The sequence below is a fragment of the Kineococcus aridisoli genome (assembly GCF_050871885.1).
Taxonomy (GTDB): Bacteria; Actinomycetota; Actinomycetes; order Actinomycetales; family Kineococcaceae; genus Kineococcus.
Genome location: NZ_JBJLSF010000097.1, coordinates 1 through 17,952, shown reverse-complemented (window position 1 = coordinate 17,952; position 17,952 = coordinate 1). Strand labels below are relative to the sequence as shown.

General features: G+C 74.6%; 18 protein-coding genes. All 18 read left to right on the top strand.

What is annotated here, in order from left to right:
* Nucleotides 1–88 precede the first annotated feature (88 nt).
* Nucleotides 89–1,411 carry a FliI/YscN family ATPase gene (locus tag ACRYM2_RS19845; RefSeq protein WP_432524160.1) on the top strand — a complete coding sequence of 441 codons (1,323 nt, stop codon included), beginning with the start codon at nt 89–91 and terminating at the stop codon, nt 1,409–1,411.
* Nucleotides 1,408–1,869 (top strand): flagellar FliJ family protein, encoded by a 462-nt coding sequence (locus tag ACRYM2_RS19840; RefSeq protein WP_432524159.1) that lies wholly within the window; start codon nt 1,408–1,410, stop codon nt 1,867–1,869. Before ACRYM2_RS19845 ends, ACRYM2_RS19840 begins: the two co-directional genes overlap by 4 nt.
* On the top strand, nt 1,866–2,999 hold the full coding sequence (locus ACRYM2_RS19835; RefSeq protein ID WP_432524158.1) for a transglycosylase SLT domain-containing protein: 1,134 nt from the start codon (nt 1,866–1,868) through the stop codon (nt 2,997–2,999). Before ACRYM2_RS19840 ends, ACRYM2_RS19835 begins: the two co-directional genes overlap by 4 nt.
* Nucleotides 2,996–5,089 carry a flagellar hook-length control protein FliK gene (locus ACRYM2_RS19830; RefSeq protein ID WP_432524157.1) on the top strand — a complete coding sequence of 698 codons (2,094 nt, stop codon included), beginning with the start codon at nt 2,996–2,998 and terminating at the stop codon, nt 5,087–5,089. The genes ACRYM2_RS19835 and ACRYM2_RS19830 overlap by 4 nt, the downstream gene beginning before the upstream one ends.
* A 99-nt stretch (nt 5,090–5,188) precedes the next feature.
* Nucleotides 5,189–5,848, top strand: a complete 660-nt coding sequence (locus ACRYM2_RS19825) for a flagellar hook capping FlgD N-terminal domain-containing protein (protein WP_432524156.1) — start codon at nt 5,189–5,191, stop codon at nt 5,846–5,848.
* A 50-nt stretch (nt 5,849–5,898) separates the two neighbouring features.
* Nucleotides 5,899–7,179, top strand: a complete 1,281-nt coding sequence (locus ACRYM2_RS19820) for a flagellar hook protein FlgE (protein ID WP_432524155.1) — start codon at nt 5,899–5,901, stop codon at nt 7,177–7,179.
* Between the two features lie 192 nt (nt 7,180–7,371).
* The gene (locus ACRYM2_RS19815) at nt 7,372–7,686 is read left to right on the top strand and encodes a flagellar FlbD family protein (protein ID WP_432524154.1); all 315 of its coding nucleotides are present in this window, start codon (nt 7,372–7,374) and stop codon (nt 7,684–7,686) included.
* 3 nt (nt 7,687–7,689) lie between these two features.
* Nucleotides 7,690–8,463 carry a motility protein A gene (locus ACRYM2_RS19810; RefSeq protein ID WP_432524153.1) on the top strand — a complete coding sequence of 258 codons (774 nt, stop codon included), beginning with the start codon at nt 7,690–7,692 and terminating at the stop codon, nt 8,461–8,463.
* A 1-nt stretch (nt 8,464) separates the two neighbouring features.
* Complete coding sequence (locus ACRYM2_RS19805) at nt 8,465–9,490, top strand: OmpA/MotB family protein (protein WP_432524152.1); 1,026 nt, start codon at nt 8,465–8,467, stop codon at nt 9,488–9,490.
* 38 nt (nt 9,491–9,528) lie between these two features.
* Nucleotides 9,529–10,026, top strand: coding sequence for a flagellar basal body-associated FliL family protein (locus tag ACRYM2_RS19800; RefSeq protein ID WP_432524151.1), 498 nt, complete (start codon nt 9,529–9,531; stop codon nt 10,024–10,026).
* Nucleotides 10,027–10,254: 228 nt separating this feature from the next.
* Nucleotides 10,255–11,136 (top strand): flagellar motor switch protein FliM, encoded by an 882-nt coding sequence (locus tag ACRYM2_RS19795; RefSeq protein ID WP_432524150.1) that lies wholly within the window; start codon nt 10,255–10,257, stop codon nt 11,134–11,136.
* On the top strand, nt 11,133–11,915 hold the full coding sequence (gene fliN, locus ACRYM2_RS19790) for a flagellar motor switch protein FliN (protein WP_432524149.1): 783 nt from the start codon (nt 11,133–11,135) through the stop codon (nt 11,913–11,915). Before ACRYM2_RS19795 ends, fliN begins: the two co-directional genes overlap by 4 nt.
* A complete protein-coding gene (gene fliO / locus ACRYM2_RS19785) occupies nt 11,915–12,490 on the top strand; it encodes a flagellar biosynthetic protein FliO (protein WP_432524148.1) in 576 nt (191 codons plus the stop codon). Before fliN ends, fliO begins: the two co-directional genes overlap by 1 nt.
* Complete coding sequence (gene fliP, locus ACRYM2_RS19780; RefSeq protein WP_432524147.1) at nt 12,487–13,407, top strand: flagellar type III secretion system pore protein FliP; 921 nt, start codon at nt 12,487–12,489, stop codon at nt 13,405–13,407. The genes fliO and fliP overlap by 4 nt, the downstream gene beginning before the upstream one ends.
* 156 nt (nt 13,408–13,563) lie before the next feature.
* Complete coding sequence (locus ACRYM2_RS19775) at nt 13,564–13,842, top strand: flagellar biosynthetic protein FliQ (protein WP_432524146.1); 279 nt, start codon at nt 13,564–13,566, stop codon at nt 13,840–13,842.
* 5 nt (nt 13,843–13,847) lie between these two features.
* Nucleotides 13,848–14,648 carry a flagellar biosynthetic protein FliR gene (locus ACRYM2_RS19770; protein WP_432524145.1) on the top strand — a complete coding sequence of 267 codons (801 nt, stop codon included), beginning with the start codon at nt 13,848–13,850 and terminating at the stop codon, nt 14,646–14,648.
* Nucleotides 14,645–15,727 carry an EscU/YscU/HrcU family type III secretion system export apparatus switch protein gene (locus tag ACRYM2_RS19765; RefSeq protein WP_432524144.1) on the top strand — a complete coding sequence of 361 codons (1,083 nt, stop codon included), beginning with the start codon at nt 14,645–14,647 and terminating at the stop codon, nt 15,725–15,727. The genes ACRYM2_RS19770 and ACRYM2_RS19765 overlap by 4 nt, the downstream gene beginning before the upstream one ends.
* A gap of 65 nt (nt 15,728–15,792) precedes the next feature.
* Nucleotides 15,793–17,907 (top strand): ATP-binding protein, encoded by a 2,115-nt coding sequence (locus tag ACRYM2_RS19760; RefSeq protein WP_432524143.1) that lies wholly within the window; start codon nt 15,793–15,795, stop codon nt 17,905–17,907.
* Nucleotides 17,908–17,952 lie beyond the last annotated feature (45 nt).

Sequence of the window (17,952 nt, the reverse complement as noted above, 5' to 3'; positions counted from 1 at the left end):
GTGTGCTCTTGCGATCTGTGGGCGGGGCGGGAGGGCTCGCTTGAGCGCGTTCGCCGGCACCCTCGTAACCGACCGCCTCGCCGCCGGGGTGCGGGAGCTGCTCGCCCCGCAGCTCGCGCGCGCCGTCGAGGCCGCCCGCCCGCAGGTGCGCGGCCGCGTGCGCGGCATCGTCGGCCTGTCGGTCGAGGTCAGCGGCCTGGAGGCCGCCGTGGGGGAGACCCTGCTGCTGGGCGAGGGCGCGGCGCAGGTCCCCGCCGAGGTCGTCGCCGCGGAGGGCTCGCGGCTGCGCTGCCTGCCGCTGGGCCACCTGACCGGCCTGGCGGCCGGCGCCCCCGCCGTCGCCACCCGCCGCCCCTCCGACGTCCCCGTCGGCCCGGCGCTGCTGGGCCGCGTCGTCGACGCGCTCGGCAACCCCCTCGACGGCGGCCCGCCGCTGCACGCCGCCCCCCGCGGTCCGCTGCACGCCACCCCGCCCCCGGCCATGACCCGCGGCCGGGTCGACGCGCCCCTCAGCCTCGGCGTCCGCGCGCTGGACACCCTCGTGCCCGCCGGGCGCGGACAGCGCTTCGGCATCTTCGCCGGCTCCGGCGTCGGCAAGTCCTCGCTGCTGTCGATGATCGCCCGCGGCACCTCCGCCGACGTCTCCGTCCTCGCCCTCGTCGGCGAGCGCGGCCGGGAGGTCCGCGAGTTCCTCGAGGACGACCTGGGCCCCGAGGGCCTGGCCCGCTCCGTCGTCGTCATCGCCACCAGCGACGAGGCGCCGGTGCTGCGCCTGCGCGCCTCGCTGACCGCCACCACGATCGCCGAGTCCTTCCGCGACATGGGCGCCGACTGCGTGCTCATGATGGACTCCCTGACCCGCGTGGCCATGGCCCAGCGCGAGATCGGGCTGTCCGTCGGCGAGCCGCCCGCCACCCGCGGCTACCCGCCGAGCGTCTTCGCGCTCATGCCGCGGCTGCTGGAGCGCGCCGGCCCCGGCGTCACCGGCTCGATCACCGGGATCTACACCGTGCTGGTGGACGGCGACGACCACAACGAGCCGATCGCCGACTCCGCCCGCTCCATCCTCGACGGCCACGTCGTGCTGGACCGCCGGCTGGCCACGGCCGGGCACTTCCCGACCGTCGACGTGCTGGAGTCGGTCTCCCGCGTCGCCGGCCGGGTCACCACGCCGGAGCAGAAGGCCGCGGCCACCGCGCTGCGGCGCGTGCTGGCCGCGCACCGCGACGCCAAGGAGCTCATCGACGTCGGCGCCTACCAGCCCGGCGCCAACCCCGAGGTGGACGCCGCGGTCGCGGGCCTGCCCGCCATCAACGAGTTCCTGCGCCAGGACATCCACGACATCACCCCCGCCCCGCAGGCGTGGGCCCGGCTGGCGCAGCTGGTCGCGACACTGGGAGGTGGGCGGTGAGCGCCGCGAAGAGCGCCAAGGCGCTGCTGGCGCTGCTGAAGCTGCGCCGCGTGCAGCAGGAGCAGGCCAAGGTGGACCTCGCCACCGCGAACGCGGTGCTGCGCAACGAGAACAAGCGCGCCGCCCGCGTCCAGCGCGACCTCGGCGAGGCCCACCTGTCCGACGAGACGATGGCCGCCTGGACCGCGGCCGTCGCCCGCCGCTCCGCCCTCGTCGCCGACCTCGACGCCACCCGCGCGCTCGTGGCCCGCGCCGAGGTCGACCTGGGCGAGAAGCAGGCCGCCTGGGCCCGCGCCCGGCGCGCCGAGCGCTCCCTGGAGCGCGTCGTGGAGCGCCACGAGCTCGCCCAGGAGCAGGCGGCGCTGGCCGCCGACCAGAAGGCCCTCGACGACCGCACGGTCGCCGAGTTCGCCGCCCGCGCCCGCCGGCGCGCCGAGGTGGAGGGGGACACGCCGTGAGCGGCATCGCGGAGGTGCAGGCGCGCATCGCCGACATCGAGGCGCGCATCGCCCAGTTCACCGGCGCGCTGCCCGCCGCCGTGCGCAGCACCGCCGTCGGGGCCTCCGGCGCCTCGGCCACCACCGCCACCACCGGCACCGCGGAGACCGCCTCCGGCGGCTTCGCGGACCTGCTCTCCAGCTCGGCCTCCACCTCGGGGAGGGTCGCCCGCGGTGCGCGCGCGCTCAGCGCCACCCCCGCGCTGGCCGTCCCGGCCGCCGGCTCGAGCACGGGGGAGAGGCTGCTCGCCGTCGCCGAGCAGTACACCGGCGTCCCCTACAAGTGGGGCGGGGCCACCCCGGCCGGCTTCGACTGCTCCGGGCTCATCCAGTACGCCGCCAGGCAGCTCGGGGTCGAGCTGCCGCGCACCGCCGCCCAGCAGGCGAAGGTCGGCACCGCGGTGCCCGGCCTGGCGCAGGCCAGGGCCGGTGACCTCGTCGTCCTCGAGGGCGGCTCCCACATCGGCATCTACGTCGGCGACGGCAAGATGCTGCACGCTCCGAAGACGGGTGACGTCGTGAAGATCTCCAAGGTCTGGGAGACCCCCATGACCATCCGCCGCCTCGGCGCGACCGCCGCCACGGCCGCCGCCGCCACGGCCGCCGCCGGCGCGGGGCTGGCGGCCGGCCTGCTGGCGGGCACCGCCGGCGCGGGCGCCGGCGACCCCTCTAGCTACGTGCGCCCCGCCTCGCTGTCGGCGACCACCTCGAAGTCGGCGCCCTACGAGGCGGCCTTCGCCGCCGCCGAGCAGAAGTACGGCCTGCCGGCCGGGCTGCTGCGGGCCGTGGCCAAGCAGGAGTCCGGGTTCAACCCGAACGCCAAGAGCCCCGCCGGCGCCACCGGGCTCATGCAGTTCATGCCCGCCACCGCCAGGAGCCTGGGCATCGACCCGAGCGACCCCTTCCAGGCCATCGACGCCGCCGGGAAGTACCTGTCGCAGAACCTGAAGACCTTCGGTTCGGTCCCGCTGGCGCTGGCCGCCTACAACGCAGGACCGGGCAACGTCCGCAAGCACGGCGGCATCCCGCCGTTCCGCGAGACCCAGGACTACGTCAAGAAGATCACCGCCAACCTCGGGAGCGCCGCGTGAGCACCAACCTGTCCGTGACGACGCTGCCCGCCGTCCCCGCCCCGGCTCCCCGGGAGGGCGCGCGCCCGGCCGGTGACGGCGGCGCCAGCTTCGCCGACTCCTTCGGCCAGGCCGTCGACTCGCTGCGCACCGGCGCCCGCGAGGAGCGCGGTGCGCGCGAGGAGCAGACCGGCCGTGACGCCCGTGACGTTCGTGACGCCCGTGGCGTGCGCGAGGGCCGGGACGCGCGGGACGTGCGCGACGACGCCGGCACCCGCCCCGTCGAGCGCGCCCAGCGCCCCGAGCGTCCCGCCGACGACCGCGCTCCCCGGCGCGAGGGCACCGAGCCCACCCGCGGCACCCGCGTGCAGAAGCGCGACGGTGCCCGCGTCGAGCGGACCCGGGACACCGGTGCGCAGGACGGCGCCGTCGACGGTGCCGGCCGCACCGAGGGCGAGCAGGAGCCTGCGCGCGAGGGTGTCGCCACGACGGCGAGCGTCCCCGTCGACCCGTCGCTGCTCGGGCTGCCCGCGGCGCTGCGCGCGGCGCTGACCCCGCCGGCGCAGGTGCCCGCGGGCGAGCAGACCGCCCAGGCCGCCCAGGCCGCCCAGCTCGCCACGCTCGCCACGGCCGGGACCGCAGCGGCCGGGACCGCCGTCGCCGGTGCCCTCGCCGCGTCCGCGGGGGTCGTCGCGGCACCGGCCACGTCGCCCTCCGCGTCCCCTGCGACGTCTCCAGCGACGTCTTCCGCCTCGCCCCTCGTGGCGCAGCAGCCTCAGCAGCCCCAGGTGTCGGCCACCCAGCCGGGCGCCACGCCCACCGCATCGAGCCCGGCGCAGGTCGCCGGGCAGGTCGTCGGGCAGGTCGCCGGCTCCACCGTTCCCGCCGTCGCCGCGCAGACCTCCTCCACCGTCCCGGCCGCCGTCGGCCCGCTGCTCGGCGGCGCCGAGGTGGCTGCCGCAGCAGCCGCGCCGACGCAGGCGTCCGTCGTGACGACGGCGCTGACCGGCCTGCCGGCGAGCGCGCGGCCGTCCGCGATGACGACCGCCGCGAGCGGGCCGCTGCCCGCCGAGGCCGCGGGACAGGCTGCGGTGCAGCAGGTCGCGGTCACCGCGACGGCGGCCACCGGCACGGCCGGCGTCACGACCGCCGCGCCCGGTGGCGCAGGTGCCGCGGCGCAGCCGGCTCCCGCGACCGCGGCGCAGCCGGCTCCCGCGACCGACCAGCAGGCACCGTCCCCGGCGCTCGCCGCCGGGACGGGCGGGGCCGGGCAGGGGGCCGGGCAGGGCAGCGGGCAGGGTGCGGGGCAGCAGTCCGGCCAGCCGGGGCAGCAGTCCACCCAGCAGGTCCTCGCCGGCCTGCAGCCGACCGCTCCCGCAGCGCGCCCGGTGCCGGGTGCCGGCGAGCCGGTGCCGGTGGCACCGGCCACCCCGGCCACCGGCCCCGTCGTGCCGCAGCCGTCCGGCGGGGCGCTGACCCCGGCGGCGCTGGTGGCCGCCGGGGTGCCGAGGACCGCGGCGGTGACCGACCCGTCGCCCTCGTTCGCGGCACCGGTCGCTGCCGTGCCGACGGCGGCGACCGCCGCTCCCGCCGTGGCCGCGGCCTCGACCCCGCCGGCCCCGCTGCCGCTGACCAACCCGCTCGCGTTCGCGCAGGGCCTCAGCGCCCGCCTGGAGCAGCTGCCCACCGCCGACGACGTCCACCGCCTCACGGTGGAGGTCAACCCGCTGGGCCTGGGCCCGGTGAAGGTCACCGCCGAGGTCAGCGGCGGAGCGCTGCACGTGCAGCTGGCGGGTGCCTCCGAGGCCGCCCGGCACGCCCTGAAGGCCGCCGTCGGTGACCTGCAGCGCGAGCTGGCGGGCACGAACTTCACCTCCACCACCGTCGACGTGCGCTCCGACTCCGGCTCCGCGCAGCAGCAGCGCTCCGCCGACGCCCAGTTCGGCGGCTCCGGCCGCCAGGGCGCGCCCTCCGGCGGGCAGCCCGGTGCCTCCGGCGGGCAGTCCGGCTACGGCGGGCGCGACGGCTCGCCCGCGGGCCGTGACGAGCAGCGCGCGGCCGGCCGCGCCGCCGCCGCCGCGGCCGCCGGCCGCCTGGACCTGCGGGTCTGAGGGGCACCTGTAGCCCCCGGGCGGGCGACCACCTGAACAGACCCCGTGGATCGCCCGCCCGGGCTACAGACCCCCACCCGTTCGACCGAAGGAGAAGGCATGACCATCGATGCGGCCAGCGGGGCGAACCCGTACGCGTCCCTCATCGCCAACTCGGACGCGTTCACGGCGACCGAGGCGGCCAAGAACGCCGGCAGGTCGGACACGTCCGCGGCGGCGATCGCCAAGACGAAGACGGACAAGGACACCTTCCTCAAGCTCCTGGTGGCGCAGCTGAAGTACCAGGACCCGTCCAAGCCCGCCGACACCACCCAGTTCATGGCCCAGACGGCGCAGTTCTCCGCGCTGGAGACCATGCAGCAGGTGGCCACGAGCAGCGGCTCGATGCTCGCCGCGCAGAACAAGCTGCAGGCCAGCGCGCTGATCGGCCAGACCGTCTCCTACGTCGGCCCCGACGGCAAGACCGTCTCCGGCGTCGTGCGGTCGGCCTCCTTCAGCGGTTCCTCGGCCGGCGGCACCGGCGGTGAGCCGCTGCTCGACGTGGCCGGCACCAAGGTCGTCCTGTCGAAGGTGATCACCGTCGGCGTCGAGGAGACGGCGGCTCCGGCCACCGGTACTGCTCCGGCCACCGGTACTGCTCCGGCCACCGCTCCCACCACCGGGGCGGGCTCGTCGAGCTCGTCCACCGCGTCCAGCTCGACCCCGGCAGCCGGTTCGTCGAGCTCCTCCGCGTCCGGCCCGTCCACGCCGACGGCCTGACCCCCGCACGTCCCTCCCGAACCCCGTCAGCCCCTCGAAAGGTCTGAAACATGCTCCGCTCCATGTTCTCCGGTGTCAGCGGCCTGCGCTCGCACCAGACGATGATGGACGTCGTCGGCAACAACATCGCCAACGTCAACACCGCCGGCTTCAAGAGCTCCGGCGTCGTCTTCGCCGACACGCTGTCGCAGCTCACCAAGGCGGCCGGCGCCCCGACCGAGGTCAGCGGCGGCACCAACCCCTCGCAGGTCGGTCTCGGCGTCCGCGTCCAGGCCATCACCCAGAACATGACGCAGGGCTCGGCCCAGGCGACCGGCAAGTCGACCGACCTCATGCTCAGCGGTGACGGGATGTTCGCCATCCAGCAGGGCGACGGCACCTTCTACACCCGCAACGGCTCCTTCACCCTGGACGCCGACGGCTCGGTCGTCACCAACGACGGCGGCTACGTCATGGGCTGGCGCCCGGACGCCAACGGCAACATCAACACCAACGGCACCGTCGACCGCCTCGTCATCCCCTCCGACTCCGTCATGGCCGCCAAGGTGACCAGCGAGGCCGACATCACGGGCAACCTCGACAACACGCTCAACGCCGACGGCACCGCCCGCGAGGTCACCACGAGCTTCAAGGCCTACGACGAGCAGGGCAACCTGACGACCGTCTACCTGAAGTTCACGAACCAGGACGGCGACACCGGGACCGCCGGCTTCCAGAAGGGCAACACCTGGACGGCCACCTGGGCCACCTCGCCCACGGCGACCACCTGGCTGCCGGCGGGAAGCATCAACTTCGCGGGCACGGCGGGCCCGCCGGCCGTCGCCGATGGCGCCAAGGCGACGGGTACGCTGGCGATCCCCGGAACCGCGAGCCCGACCGGGCAGGACATCGCCATCGACGTCAGCGGCCTGACCGGCTACGTCGGCACCACCGGCAAGAGCAACGTCGAGGGCAACGGCAACGGCTTCCCGATCGGCTCGCTGACCAGCTACTCCTTCGGCACCGACGGCGTCATCACCGGCTCGTACTCCAACGGGTACAAGCAGACCCTCGGCCAGGTCGCCATCGCCACGTTCAACAACTCGGCGGGTCTGCGCAAGGAGGGCAACTCCCTCTACAGCGTCTCGACGAACTCCGGCGCGCCCGTCTTCGGCATCGCCGGCGACGCCGGCCGCGGCACCATCCTCGCCGGCAGCCTGGAGATGTCCAACGTCGACCTGTCGGCGGAGTTCACCAACCTGATCCTGGCCCAGCGCGGCTTCCAGGCGAACTCGCGCATCATCTCCACCTCGGACGACATCCTGCAGGAGCTGGTCAACCTCAAGCGCTGACCCTGATCCGCCGAAGGCCCCCTGGGAGCACTCCCGGGGGGCCTTCGTCGTCGCCGAGCGTGACGACAGGGAGAGCGTTAGCACGAACGGGTGCACCGGGCAACCCCCTCTCAGGTCCAGGCCGGACACGCCGATTGATCAGTGACCGGCCCACGGACGGGCCCCGACTCCACCGCCAAGGATGGAACCCACGTGATCCTCGTGACTCGCCTCAACGGGTCGGTGTTCGCCGTGAACCCCGACCTGATCCAGCGCGTCGACGCGACACCCGACACGGTCATCACCCTCGTGGACGGCGCGAAGTTCGTCGTCACCGAGCCGCTGGCCGAGATCGTCGAGCGCGTCATGGCGTTCCGCGCGCGCGTCGTCGCGACCGCGCACTCCCTGGAGGAGACGGGCGACGCCCACGTCCTCGAGCTGCCGGCGCACCCGACCCAGACCACCACCGCGAGCGACGCGGACGGCGAACTGCCGGCCCCGGTCCCGCTGCACCGCAGGAGGCCGTGACCCATGGACTTCGCAACCATCGCCGGCCTCATCATCGCCGCCGCCGCCACCCTGTGGATGCAGAACCACGAGGGCGGCACCATCGGGAGCATCCTGCTGCCCGGTCCCCTCGTCCTGGTCTTCATCGGCACGCTCGGCGTGGGCCTCATGGGCGGCATCCTCAAGGACGGCGTCGGCGCCATCGGCCAGATGAAGAAGGCCTTCCTCGGGAAGGTCGCGGAGTCGGGCGAGACCGTCGGCGTCATCGTGCAGATGGCCGAGCGCGCCCGCCGCGAGGGCCTGCTGGCCCTGGAGGACGCGATCAAGGAAGTGGACGACGAGTTCCTGCGCGACGGCCTGCAGACGGCCATCGACGGCACCGACCCCGACGAGCTCTACGAGATCCTCACCGCCAAGATCCAGGCCAAGAAGGCCGCCGACAAGCAGTCCGCCAAGATCTTCGGCGACATGGGCGGCTACGCGCCGACCGTCGGCATCTGCGGCACCGTCATCTCGCTGGTCGTCGTCCTCGCGAACCTCTCCGACGCCGCGGCCCTCGGCCCGATGATCGCCGGTGCCTTCGTCGCGACCCTGTGGGGCGTGGCCAGCGCGAACTTCTTCTTCCTGCCGCTGCAGAGCCGCCTCATGCGCCTGTCCGGCCTCGAGGTCGCCCGCATGGAGCTGGTCGTCGAGGGCATCCTCGCCATCCAGGCCGGCTCCAACCCGCGCTCGGTCGCCAAGAAGCTGGAGAGCCTGCTGCCCCCGGGCACGGTCGTCCCGGACAAGAAGGCGGCCTGACATGGCCTCCTCGTCGCACAAGAGGCGGCACAAGCACGAGGAGCACGAGGAGCACGTCAACCACGAGCGGTGGCTGGTCTCCTACGCCGACATGCTGACCGTGCTCATGGCGCTGTTCATCGTCCTGTTCGCCATGTCGCAGATCGACCAGCTGAAGTTCGCCCAGTTCAAGGCCGGCTTCACCGAGGGCACCGCCAGCACCAACCTGGCCCTCTCCGGCAGTGCCGGCGTCAACGACGTGGACAACGGTGACGAAGCGGTCGACATCTCCCCGCTGGACGGCGGGGAGCCCCTGCAGCCCGAGCAGGCGCAGAAGGTGCTCGACACCGCCGCCAAGGACCAGTCCGCGGCGGACCTGCAGGCCGCCAAGGCCGAGGTCGCCGCCTACCGCGAGCTGGAGAAGCAGATCGCGCAGGCGCTGACCGCCAAGGACGACCAGGACCAGGTGACCTACCGGATCACCTCCGACGGCCTCGTCGTCGGCCTGGTGGCCGACAACGTCTTCTTCGCCAACGGCTCCGCCGACGTCGAGCAGACCGGCCTGGACGTCCTGGACGCCATCGCGCCCATCCTCGCCGCGCTGCCCAACGACATCGCGGTGCAGGGCCACACCAACTCGCTGCCGCTGAACGGCAACTCCCGCTACCGCGACAACTGGGACCTCTCCGGTGCCCGCGCGTTCACGGTGGTCACGCGGTTCATCGGCCACGGCATCGCCACCGCCCGCCTGTCGGGCACCGGCTACGGGGAGAGCCGCCCGCTCTACCCCCACGGCGACGAGCGCGCGCTCACCGGCAACCGCCGCGTCGACCTCGTCGTCGCCTCGCCCAGCTCCGACGCCGTCAAGGCGCTGCTGCCGGAGGTCGCGGCCAGCACGCCCACCGACGGCCCGGCCGAGCTGAGCACCGGCACCGGGACCACCGAGGTGCCGGCCACGACCGGGACCACGGCCGTCCCGGTCGACATCGCGGCCGACGCCGCGCCGCACATCGCCGAGGCCTCCAGCGCCGACGCGGCCACCCACTGACCACCCGACGCACCCGCGGACCGAAGAGGAACCCGACCATGGCCAAGGACAAGAAGACCGGCGGCGACGCCAAGCCCGGCGGCGCGAAGAAGCTCATCATCATCGGCGCGGCCGCGGCCGTCCTGCTCGCCGGCGGCACCGGCGCCGGCGTGTTCGTGCTCACCAAGGGCGACACGGCGGCCGCCGCCGAGACGACCGAGGAGCACCTGGAGCCTGGTGAGGTCGTCGCGCTGGACCCGATCAGCGTGAACCTCGCCGACGGGCACTACCTCAAGGTCGGCATCGCCCTGCAGCAGGTCGCCAGCGAGGGCGGCGGCCACGGCGGCTCCACCGCCGTCGACGGCAGCAAGGCCCTCGACCTGGCGATCAGCCAGTTCAGCGGCCTGACGATGACGGACCTGTCCAACGCCGAGCAGCGCACCCACCACAAGGAGGAGCTGCAGCACAAGATCGTCGAGGCCTACGTCCACGACGTCGAGGGCGTGGAGACCAAGCAGGTCATGGGGATCTACCTGACCCAGTTCGTCATGCAGTGAGCTGACCAGCAGGCGCGCGAAGGCCCCGGGCACCCCGCCCGGGGCCTTCGCGCGTCCGGGCGCGCGTCGGGGCCGGGCGCCCGGGGCCTTGAGCGCCCGGGGCCCGGGGACACCCGTTCGGGCCAGCGCTAAAGGGTGACGCCCGTTCGTGCCGATAGGTTCCTCGTGGCAGCCGAGACCCCCACCAGCGCCGAGCGGACAGGCACCCGTCGCTCCCGACGACGTGGTGTGCCCGTCCCGTACGACTTCCGACGGCCGACCAAGCTGTCGCGCCAGCACGCCCGCGTGCTGGAGATCACCTACGAGGGCTTCTGCCGGCAGTGGGCGACGCTGCTGTCGTCGACCCTGCGCACCACGGTGCAGGTGGAGCTGGACGGCATCCAGCAGTACAGCTACGACGAGTACGCGGCGAGCCTGCCGATGCCGACCGTCATGGCCGTCTTCGACCCCGAGCCGCTCGTCGGCGCGGGCGTGCTGCACCTGGACACCGCGCTGGTGCTCTCCTGCATCGAGCGGATGCTGGGCGGCACCGGGGCCCCGGGCCAGCCGGAGCGCACCCTCACCGACATCGAGGCCGTCCTGGCGCGCGGTCTGGTCGAGCGGACCCTGGGGGAGCTCTCCTCCTCGCTGGTCACGGTCACCGACCTGCAGCCGAAGCTGACGGGCATCGACCAGAACCCCCAGTTCGCCCAGGCCGCCGCCGCCACCGACGTCATGATCGTCGCCTCCTTCCACCTGCAGGTGGAGCAGACCACCGGCACCGCCACGCTGGCCATGCCGCTGGACCCGCTGTCGGCCGCGCTGACCGCCGCCGAGCTGCGGGTGGCCAGCCCCGAGGAGCTGCGGATCCGCCGCCTCATGCGCGACCGCCTCGACGACCACCTGGAGCACATCCCGGTCGAGGTCTCGGTCCGCCTCAAGGCCGCGCAGCTGCGCCCCGACGAGATCCTCTCCCTCATCCCCGGTGACGTGCTGCGCCTGCCGCACCGGGCCGACGAACCCCTCGAGGTCGTCTCCTCCGACGCCCGCGTCGCCTCCGCCGTGGCCGGCAGCCGCGGTTCCCGTCTCGCCTGCCTGATCGTCCCGACCCCCGAGGAGAGCTCCCGATGAGCACCGCCACCCACACCGACCTCATGGCCACGCTGCGCGAGGCCGCCCAGGCAGCGCTCGCCGTCCTGCCGCTGTCGGCGCCGGGGACGATCACCGACGTCGTGGGTGTCGCCCAGGCCCCCGACCTCGGCGACGAGGGCACCGCGGTCTCCGCCAGCTTCTCCGGCGCCGCCTCCGGGCGCGTCACCGTCATCGTCGGCGAGGAGACCCTCAACACCCTCCTGATGAGCCCCGAGGGCGCGCTCGACCCGGTCGACGCGCTGCGCCCGGCGCTGGAGACCGTCGTCGTCAGCCTCGGCCAGTGCGCCCTCGAGCCGGGCGTCGAGGGCGACCCGGCCGACGCGCTGCGCGCCATCGACGGCGGCGCCGTGGCGCTCGTCGGCGCCGGCGGGGAGACCCTGGCCCTCATCGGCCTGACGCTGTCCGCCGACGCGGTCGCCGCCGCCGCGGCCGCCGCGACCGCCACCGCCAGCGCGCAGGCCACCGCGGCCGCCGCGGCGGGCGCGCAGAGCTCCGGCGGCCCGCGCCGCACCATGGACCTGCTGCGCGACGTGCAGATGGACGTCACCGTCGAGCTGGGCCGCACCCACATGACGGTGCAGGACCTGCTGGCGCTGACCCCCGGCTCGGTCGTCGAGCTGGACCGCGCCGCCGGCAGCCCCGCCGACATCCTCGTCAACGGCCAGCTCATCGCCCGCGGTGAGGTCGTCGTCGTCGACGAGGACTACGCGATCCGCATCACCGAGATCGTCACCCCGGGGACGGAGGCCGGCGCCTGATGGACGCCGTCGCCGCGATCGCGCGGACGAGCTTCTCCCTCGTGGCGGTGCTCGGGCTCCTCTACCTGATCTCCCGCTGGCTGCGCCGGCGCGGGGGCGTCGGCGCGGCCGGCGCGGCGGAGTTCGCCGTCCTCGCCCGCCAGAGCCTGGGGGCCAAGGCCTCCGTGGCGCTGGTGAAGGTGGGGGAGCGGGCCCTCGTCGTGGGCGTCACCGAGCAGGGCGTGAGCCTGCTCGGCGAGACCGACGTGGCGACGGTGCTCCCGCAGGCCGAGGCCACCGGGACGGACGGGACGGCAGAGGCCTCCGGGGCGCTCGAGGCGGCCGGGACGGTCGCGGTGGACGGCGTGGACGGCGTGGACGTGCGGGACCAGACCACCGGCCAGACCGCGGGCCAGGCCGCGGGTCCGGCGCTGCCGGGCGCGGGGGAGCGCTACGTGCGCCGCGACGGCGAGACCGTCGCCGTCAAGGCCCGCCACGCCTCCCCGGCCGCGGGAGGCCTCAACGGCTCGGCGCTCTCGCCGGCCACCTGGACCAAGGCAGTGGACGTGTTGCGCGAGAGGACGACCCGCCGGTGACGAACAGCCCCGCACCCGCCCGCGCGCGGCGCGCGCGCCGCCTCGCGGCGGGTCTCGCGCTCGCCGGCGGCCTGGTCCTCGGCTCCGCCGCGGCGGCCACCGCCGCCCCGGCGAGCGCCCCCGTCGCGGCCCCGGCCGGCGCACCCGCCGCCGCCCCGCTCACGGCTCCCGTCGCGTTCACCACGGGCACCACCGCCCCCGCGAACCCCGTGGCCCCCGTGGACCCCGCCGCCCCGGCCGCCGGCTCGGTGACGATCGGCGTCGACGGCATCAACGGCGTCGACGGCAAGCCCAGCCAGTCGGTCACCATCATCATCGCGATGACCGTCCTGTCGGTCGCCCCCGCGCTGCTGCTGCTGACGACCTGCTTCACCAAGATCCTCATCGTGCTGGGCCTGACCCGCAACGCCCTGGGGCTCATGGGCACCCCGCCCAACCAGGTCCTCGCCGGGCTCGCGCTCTTCCTGACCATGTTCATCATGGCCCCCACCCTCGGCGCCATCAACGACGCCGCGGTCCAGCCCTACCTCAAGGGCGAGAAGACCGCGACGGTCGCCTTCACCGACGGCTCGCAGCCGCTGAAGGAGTTCATGCTCGAGCAGACGCGGCCCGAGGAGCTCGCGCTCATGACGAAGGCCGCCGACCGCGAGAAGCCCGCCACCCGCGAGGAGACGCCGCTGACGACGCTGGTGCCGGCCTTCGCCCTCTCGGAGCTGCGCAGCGCCTTCATCATCGGCTTCGTGATCTTCATCCCGTTCCTGGTGATCGACATCGTCGTCTCCGGGGCGCTGATGAGCCTGGGCATGATGATGCTGCCCCCGGTGACCGTCTCGCTGCCCTTCAAGCTGCTGCTGTTCGTGATGGTGGACGGCTGGGGCCTCATCATCAAGTCGCTCGTCGCCAGCTACACCGGCTGAGCCGTTGGGCCGCTGCGCCGCAACGGGATCCACCGCCCCACCGCGACGCCCGCCCGCCCGTGCGGGCCGTTCAAGGAACTCACCCGTTCGGCCGATGAACCCTGCAGCGCGCGCCCCGCGCCGCGCACCCCGCACCTGCGACCGGAAGGCACCGCGATGACCGACGTGACCGTCATCCACATCGGGATGACCGCTCTCGTCCTCGCCGCCAAGCTCAGCGCCCCCCTGCTCCTCACCGCCCTGGCGGTCGGCTTCGGCATCTCGCTGTTCCAGTCGGTGACCCAGCTGCAGGAGCAGACCATCGCCTTCGTGCCCAAGGCCGTCGCCGTGGGCATCGCGATCGTGATGTGCGGCAAGTGGATGCTGCACGAGGCGACCTCCTTCACCACGGCGCTGTACGACCAGATCCCGTCCTTCCTCAGCTCCGGCGGCTGAGCGGCGTGGAGGGTCTGCCCACCGTCCCGCTGGACCTGCTGCTGGCGCTGCTGCTGGCCTCCGTGCGCGCCGCGGCCTTCCTCCTGCTCGCCCCGCCGTTCGCCAACCGCGCCGTCAACGGGCGCGTCAAGGCCATGCTGTCGGTGGCGATCGCCCTGCCGGTGGCCGGCCGCCTGCGCGAGAGCGCCCCGGCCGCCGAACCGGCCGCCCTGGTCACCGCCGTCGTCCAGCAGGCCCTCGTCGGCGTGGTCATGGGTGCCTTCGTCGCCCTCGTCTTCGCCGCCGTGCAGGCCGCCGGCGACATGCTCGACCTCTTCGGCGGCTTCCAGCTCGCCAGCGCCTACGACCCGCTCATGCAGTCGCAGACGGCGGTCTTCGGCAAGCTCTACACCTGGACGACCACCGCGCTGCTCGTGGTCAGCGGCGGGCACCTGCTCGTCCTGCAGGGCTTCCTGCGCAGCTACGACGTCCTGCCGCTGGACGCGGGCGTCGACCCCGGCACCGTGGCGCGCGTGTTCACCGAGGGCGTCGGCCAGCTGGTGCTCTCCGCGCTGCAGATCGCCGCCCCGCTCATCGCCGTGCTCTTCATCACCGACCTCGGCCTCGGGCTGCTCTCGCGCGTCGCCCCGGCCCTCAACGTCTTCGCGATGAGCTTCCCGCTGAAGATCCTCATCGCCCTCACCCTCGGCGGCTTCACCTTCTCGCTGCTGCCCGGCGTCGTCGACGACATGGCCGGCACCGTCCGCGAGACCGTCGTGCGCATGGTCACCCCGCTGGCCGCACCGCTCGCGGGAGGTGGGGGGTGAGCGGGGAGAAGACCGAGAAGCCCACCGCCAAGCGCCTCAAGGAGGCGCGCGACGAGGGCAACATCCCCCAGTCCCGCGACGTCGCCGCGTGGCTGTCCACCGGCGCCGGCGCGCTGCTCATCCCCGGCACCATCGAGCGCGGTCAGGAGCTGTGCCGGCGCACCCTCGCGCAGCTGGCCACCGTCGCCGCCGACCCCGAGCCCGCCCGCGCGCTCACCGCGCTGGGCTCCGCCTTCGCCGGCGTCCCCGGCGTCCTGGGGCCCCTGGCCGTCACCACCGTCCTGGCCGTGGTCGTCGCCGGGGGCGTGCAGGGCACGCTGCGCCCGGCCACCAAGAAGCTCACGCCGAAGTTCAGCAACCTCAACCCCGTCAACGGCCTCAAGCAGCACTGGGGTCCGCAGGCGCTGTGGGAGGGCGCGAAGTCGCTGCTGAAGACGGTCCTCATCGGCACCGTCATGTGGTTCGCGGCCAAGAACCTCGCCCCGCAGCTCATCGGCTCCGGCCTGATGCCCGTCTCCTCCGTGCTCGCCCTCACCAAGGGCACCGTGGTGACGATGCTGGTCATCACCGTCGTCGTGGGCCTGGTCATCGCGGCCGCCGACTACGCCATGAGCCGGCGGCGCATCATGAAGAAGCTGCGGATGAGCAAGCAGGACATCAAGCAGGAGCACAAGAACTCCGAGGGCGACCCGCTGCTCAAGGGCGCCATCCGCTCCAAGCAGATGGCCATGTCCCGCAACCGGATGATGGCCGACGTCGCCAGCGCCGACGTCGTCCTCGTCAACCCGACCCACATCGCGATCGCGCTGCGCTACGAACCCGGCACGGGTGCGCCCAAGGTCGTGGCCAAGGGCGCCGGCGCCATCGCCAGCAAGATCCGCGAGAAGGCCAAGGAGCACGACGTCCCGCTGGTCAAGGACGTCGAGCTGGCCCGCACGATGTACAAGAGCGTCAAGGTCGGCCAGGAGATCCCCGCCGACCTGTACGCGGCCGTGGCCAAGGTCCTCGCCTTCGTCATGAGCCTGCGCACCCGGGGCTCGCTGACGGCCTTCGGCGAAGCGCACACCGTCCCCGCCTGACGGTGGGGACGCTCCCGCGGGGCGCAGGCGTCAAGGTCGTGGCCGCAGGCGCCGATCCCAGGGGGGTGGGCCGATCGGGTGAGGCAGCAGGGGCTGCGCCGCGGCGTCGCCGCGCCGGCGACGGCACCCGGCACGGCGCCGGGGGGCGCGCCCCCGCGGGCACCTCCGTCGGCGTCCGCCTCACCCGCGCCCTCGGCGTCGTGCTCGCCCTGCTGCTGCTCGTCGGGGCCGTCGGCGCCGCGGGCCTGGTCGTCACCGGCCGCTCCAGCGACCGCGAGACCCGCCTGCAGCAGCTGGAGGCGGCCAACGCCGCGCTGCGCACGGACGTCGCCGACGCCGACACCGCCCTGCGCGCCCACCGCGCCACCGGCTCGCCCGAGCTGCTGGAGGACCACCGCGAGGCCGTCGCCGCGCTGCCCGCCCACCGCGAGAGCACCCTCGCGCTGGTGAGCGACCCGTTGCAGCGCAGCCTGCTCGCCGAGCAGACCCGGCTGCTGGAGCGCTGGACGGCGCTGACCGCCGCCGGACCCGGCGCAGGGGCGTCCGCCGACGCCACGGCCGCCCTGGACGAGCTGCGCGACGCCAACACCCGCCTGGACGCCCTCGTGCGCCGCCAGCGCCACGACGCCGCGGCCGAGCAGGACCGCGCCCGCAGCGCCGCGCTGACCGGGACCGCCCTCACCCTGCTGGTCGCGCTCGCCCTCGTCGTGCGCACCGGGGCGCGCACCCGCCGCGCCCTCGTCGACCCCCTGCAGCGCCTCGTCGACGTCCTCGACGCCCACGGCCGCGGCGACCGCCGCGCGGCCGCCGACCCCGCCCACGGCCCCAGCGAGGTCCGCACCGTCGCCCGCGCCGTCAACGACCTCGCCGAGGAGAACCGGCGGCTGCTGCAGGCCGCCGAGCGCGCCGCCGCCCTGCAGCGGCTGGCCGGCGACATCGGCCGCGAGGTGCGCGACCAGCTCGTGGCCGAGGACGCCGTCCAGGTCGCCGTCGAGCGCCTCGGCGCCCAGCTCGGCGTGGACCGGGTGTGGGTGCGGATGCTGCAGGAGGGCGGCAGCGGCCCGCTGGGGGCAATCACCCGCGGCTGGGCCCGCTCCCCGCTGCTGCCGCTGGCCGACCACCCCGGCCTCGACGAGCTGAGCGTCGTGGACGACGCCCGCAGCTGGCTGCACGAGCTGCACACCGGCGGCGGCGTGCACGCCGTCCCCGACACCCGTGCGCTCACCGGGCGCTCGGCGGCCGCCGACGCCTTCCTGCGCGCCAGCGACGCCCGCGCGCTGCTGCTGGTGCCCATCGGCGGCGGCGACACCCCGCACGGGCTGCTCACCGTGGTCTGCTGCGCCGGCCCGCGCGACTTCGGCGCCGAGGAGGTCGAGCTGACCCGCTCGGTGGCCGTCGACCTCGCCCGCGCCCTCGTGCTGGCCGGCCTGTACCGCGCCCAGGAGCGCCTGCTGGCCGAGCTGCGCGACGTGGAGTCGGTGAAGTCGGACCTGCTGGCCACCGTCTCCCACGAGCTGCGCACCCCGCTGACGAGCATCTCCGGCTACCTGGACCTGCTGCGCGACGGCGCCGTCGGCGAGGTCCCCGCCGACGTGGCCGCCGTCCTCGGCATCGTCGAGCGCAACACCGAGCGCCTGCGCGCCCTCATCGAGGACCTGCTGCTGCTGGCGCGCGTGGAGGCCGCCCCGGCCCAGCAGGAGCGCGGCAGCACCGCCGTCGCCGACCTCGTCACCGGGGTGCTGGCCGCCGTCGGCGCCGGGCCCAGCACCGGGGGCAGCGTGCGCTGCACCACCCCCGCCGACGACCTGGCCGGGGTGCGGGTGCGCGGCGACGCCGAGCACCTGCACCGCGCCCTGCTGGCCGTCGTCGACAACGCCGTGAAGTTCTCCCCGCTCGGCTCGCTGGTGCGCCTGCGCGTCGAGCGCCACCCGCAGGAGGTCCGCATCGTCGTGCAGGACAACGGCATGGGCATCCCCGCGGGGGAGGTGCCCGTCGTCTTCGGGCGCTTCGCGCGCGGCTCCAACGCCACCGTCCTGGCCGTGCCCGGCACCGGCCTGGGCCTGACCATCGCCCGCGACCTCGTGCGCCTGCACGGCGGCCGCGTCGACCTCGACTCCGTCGAGGGGCGGGGCACCACAGCCGTCGTGGCCCTGCCGCCGGCCGTGCGGGAACCGTCGTGAGCACCCGGGAGGTCCCGTGAGCAGCCGCATCGTGCGAGCCGGCTC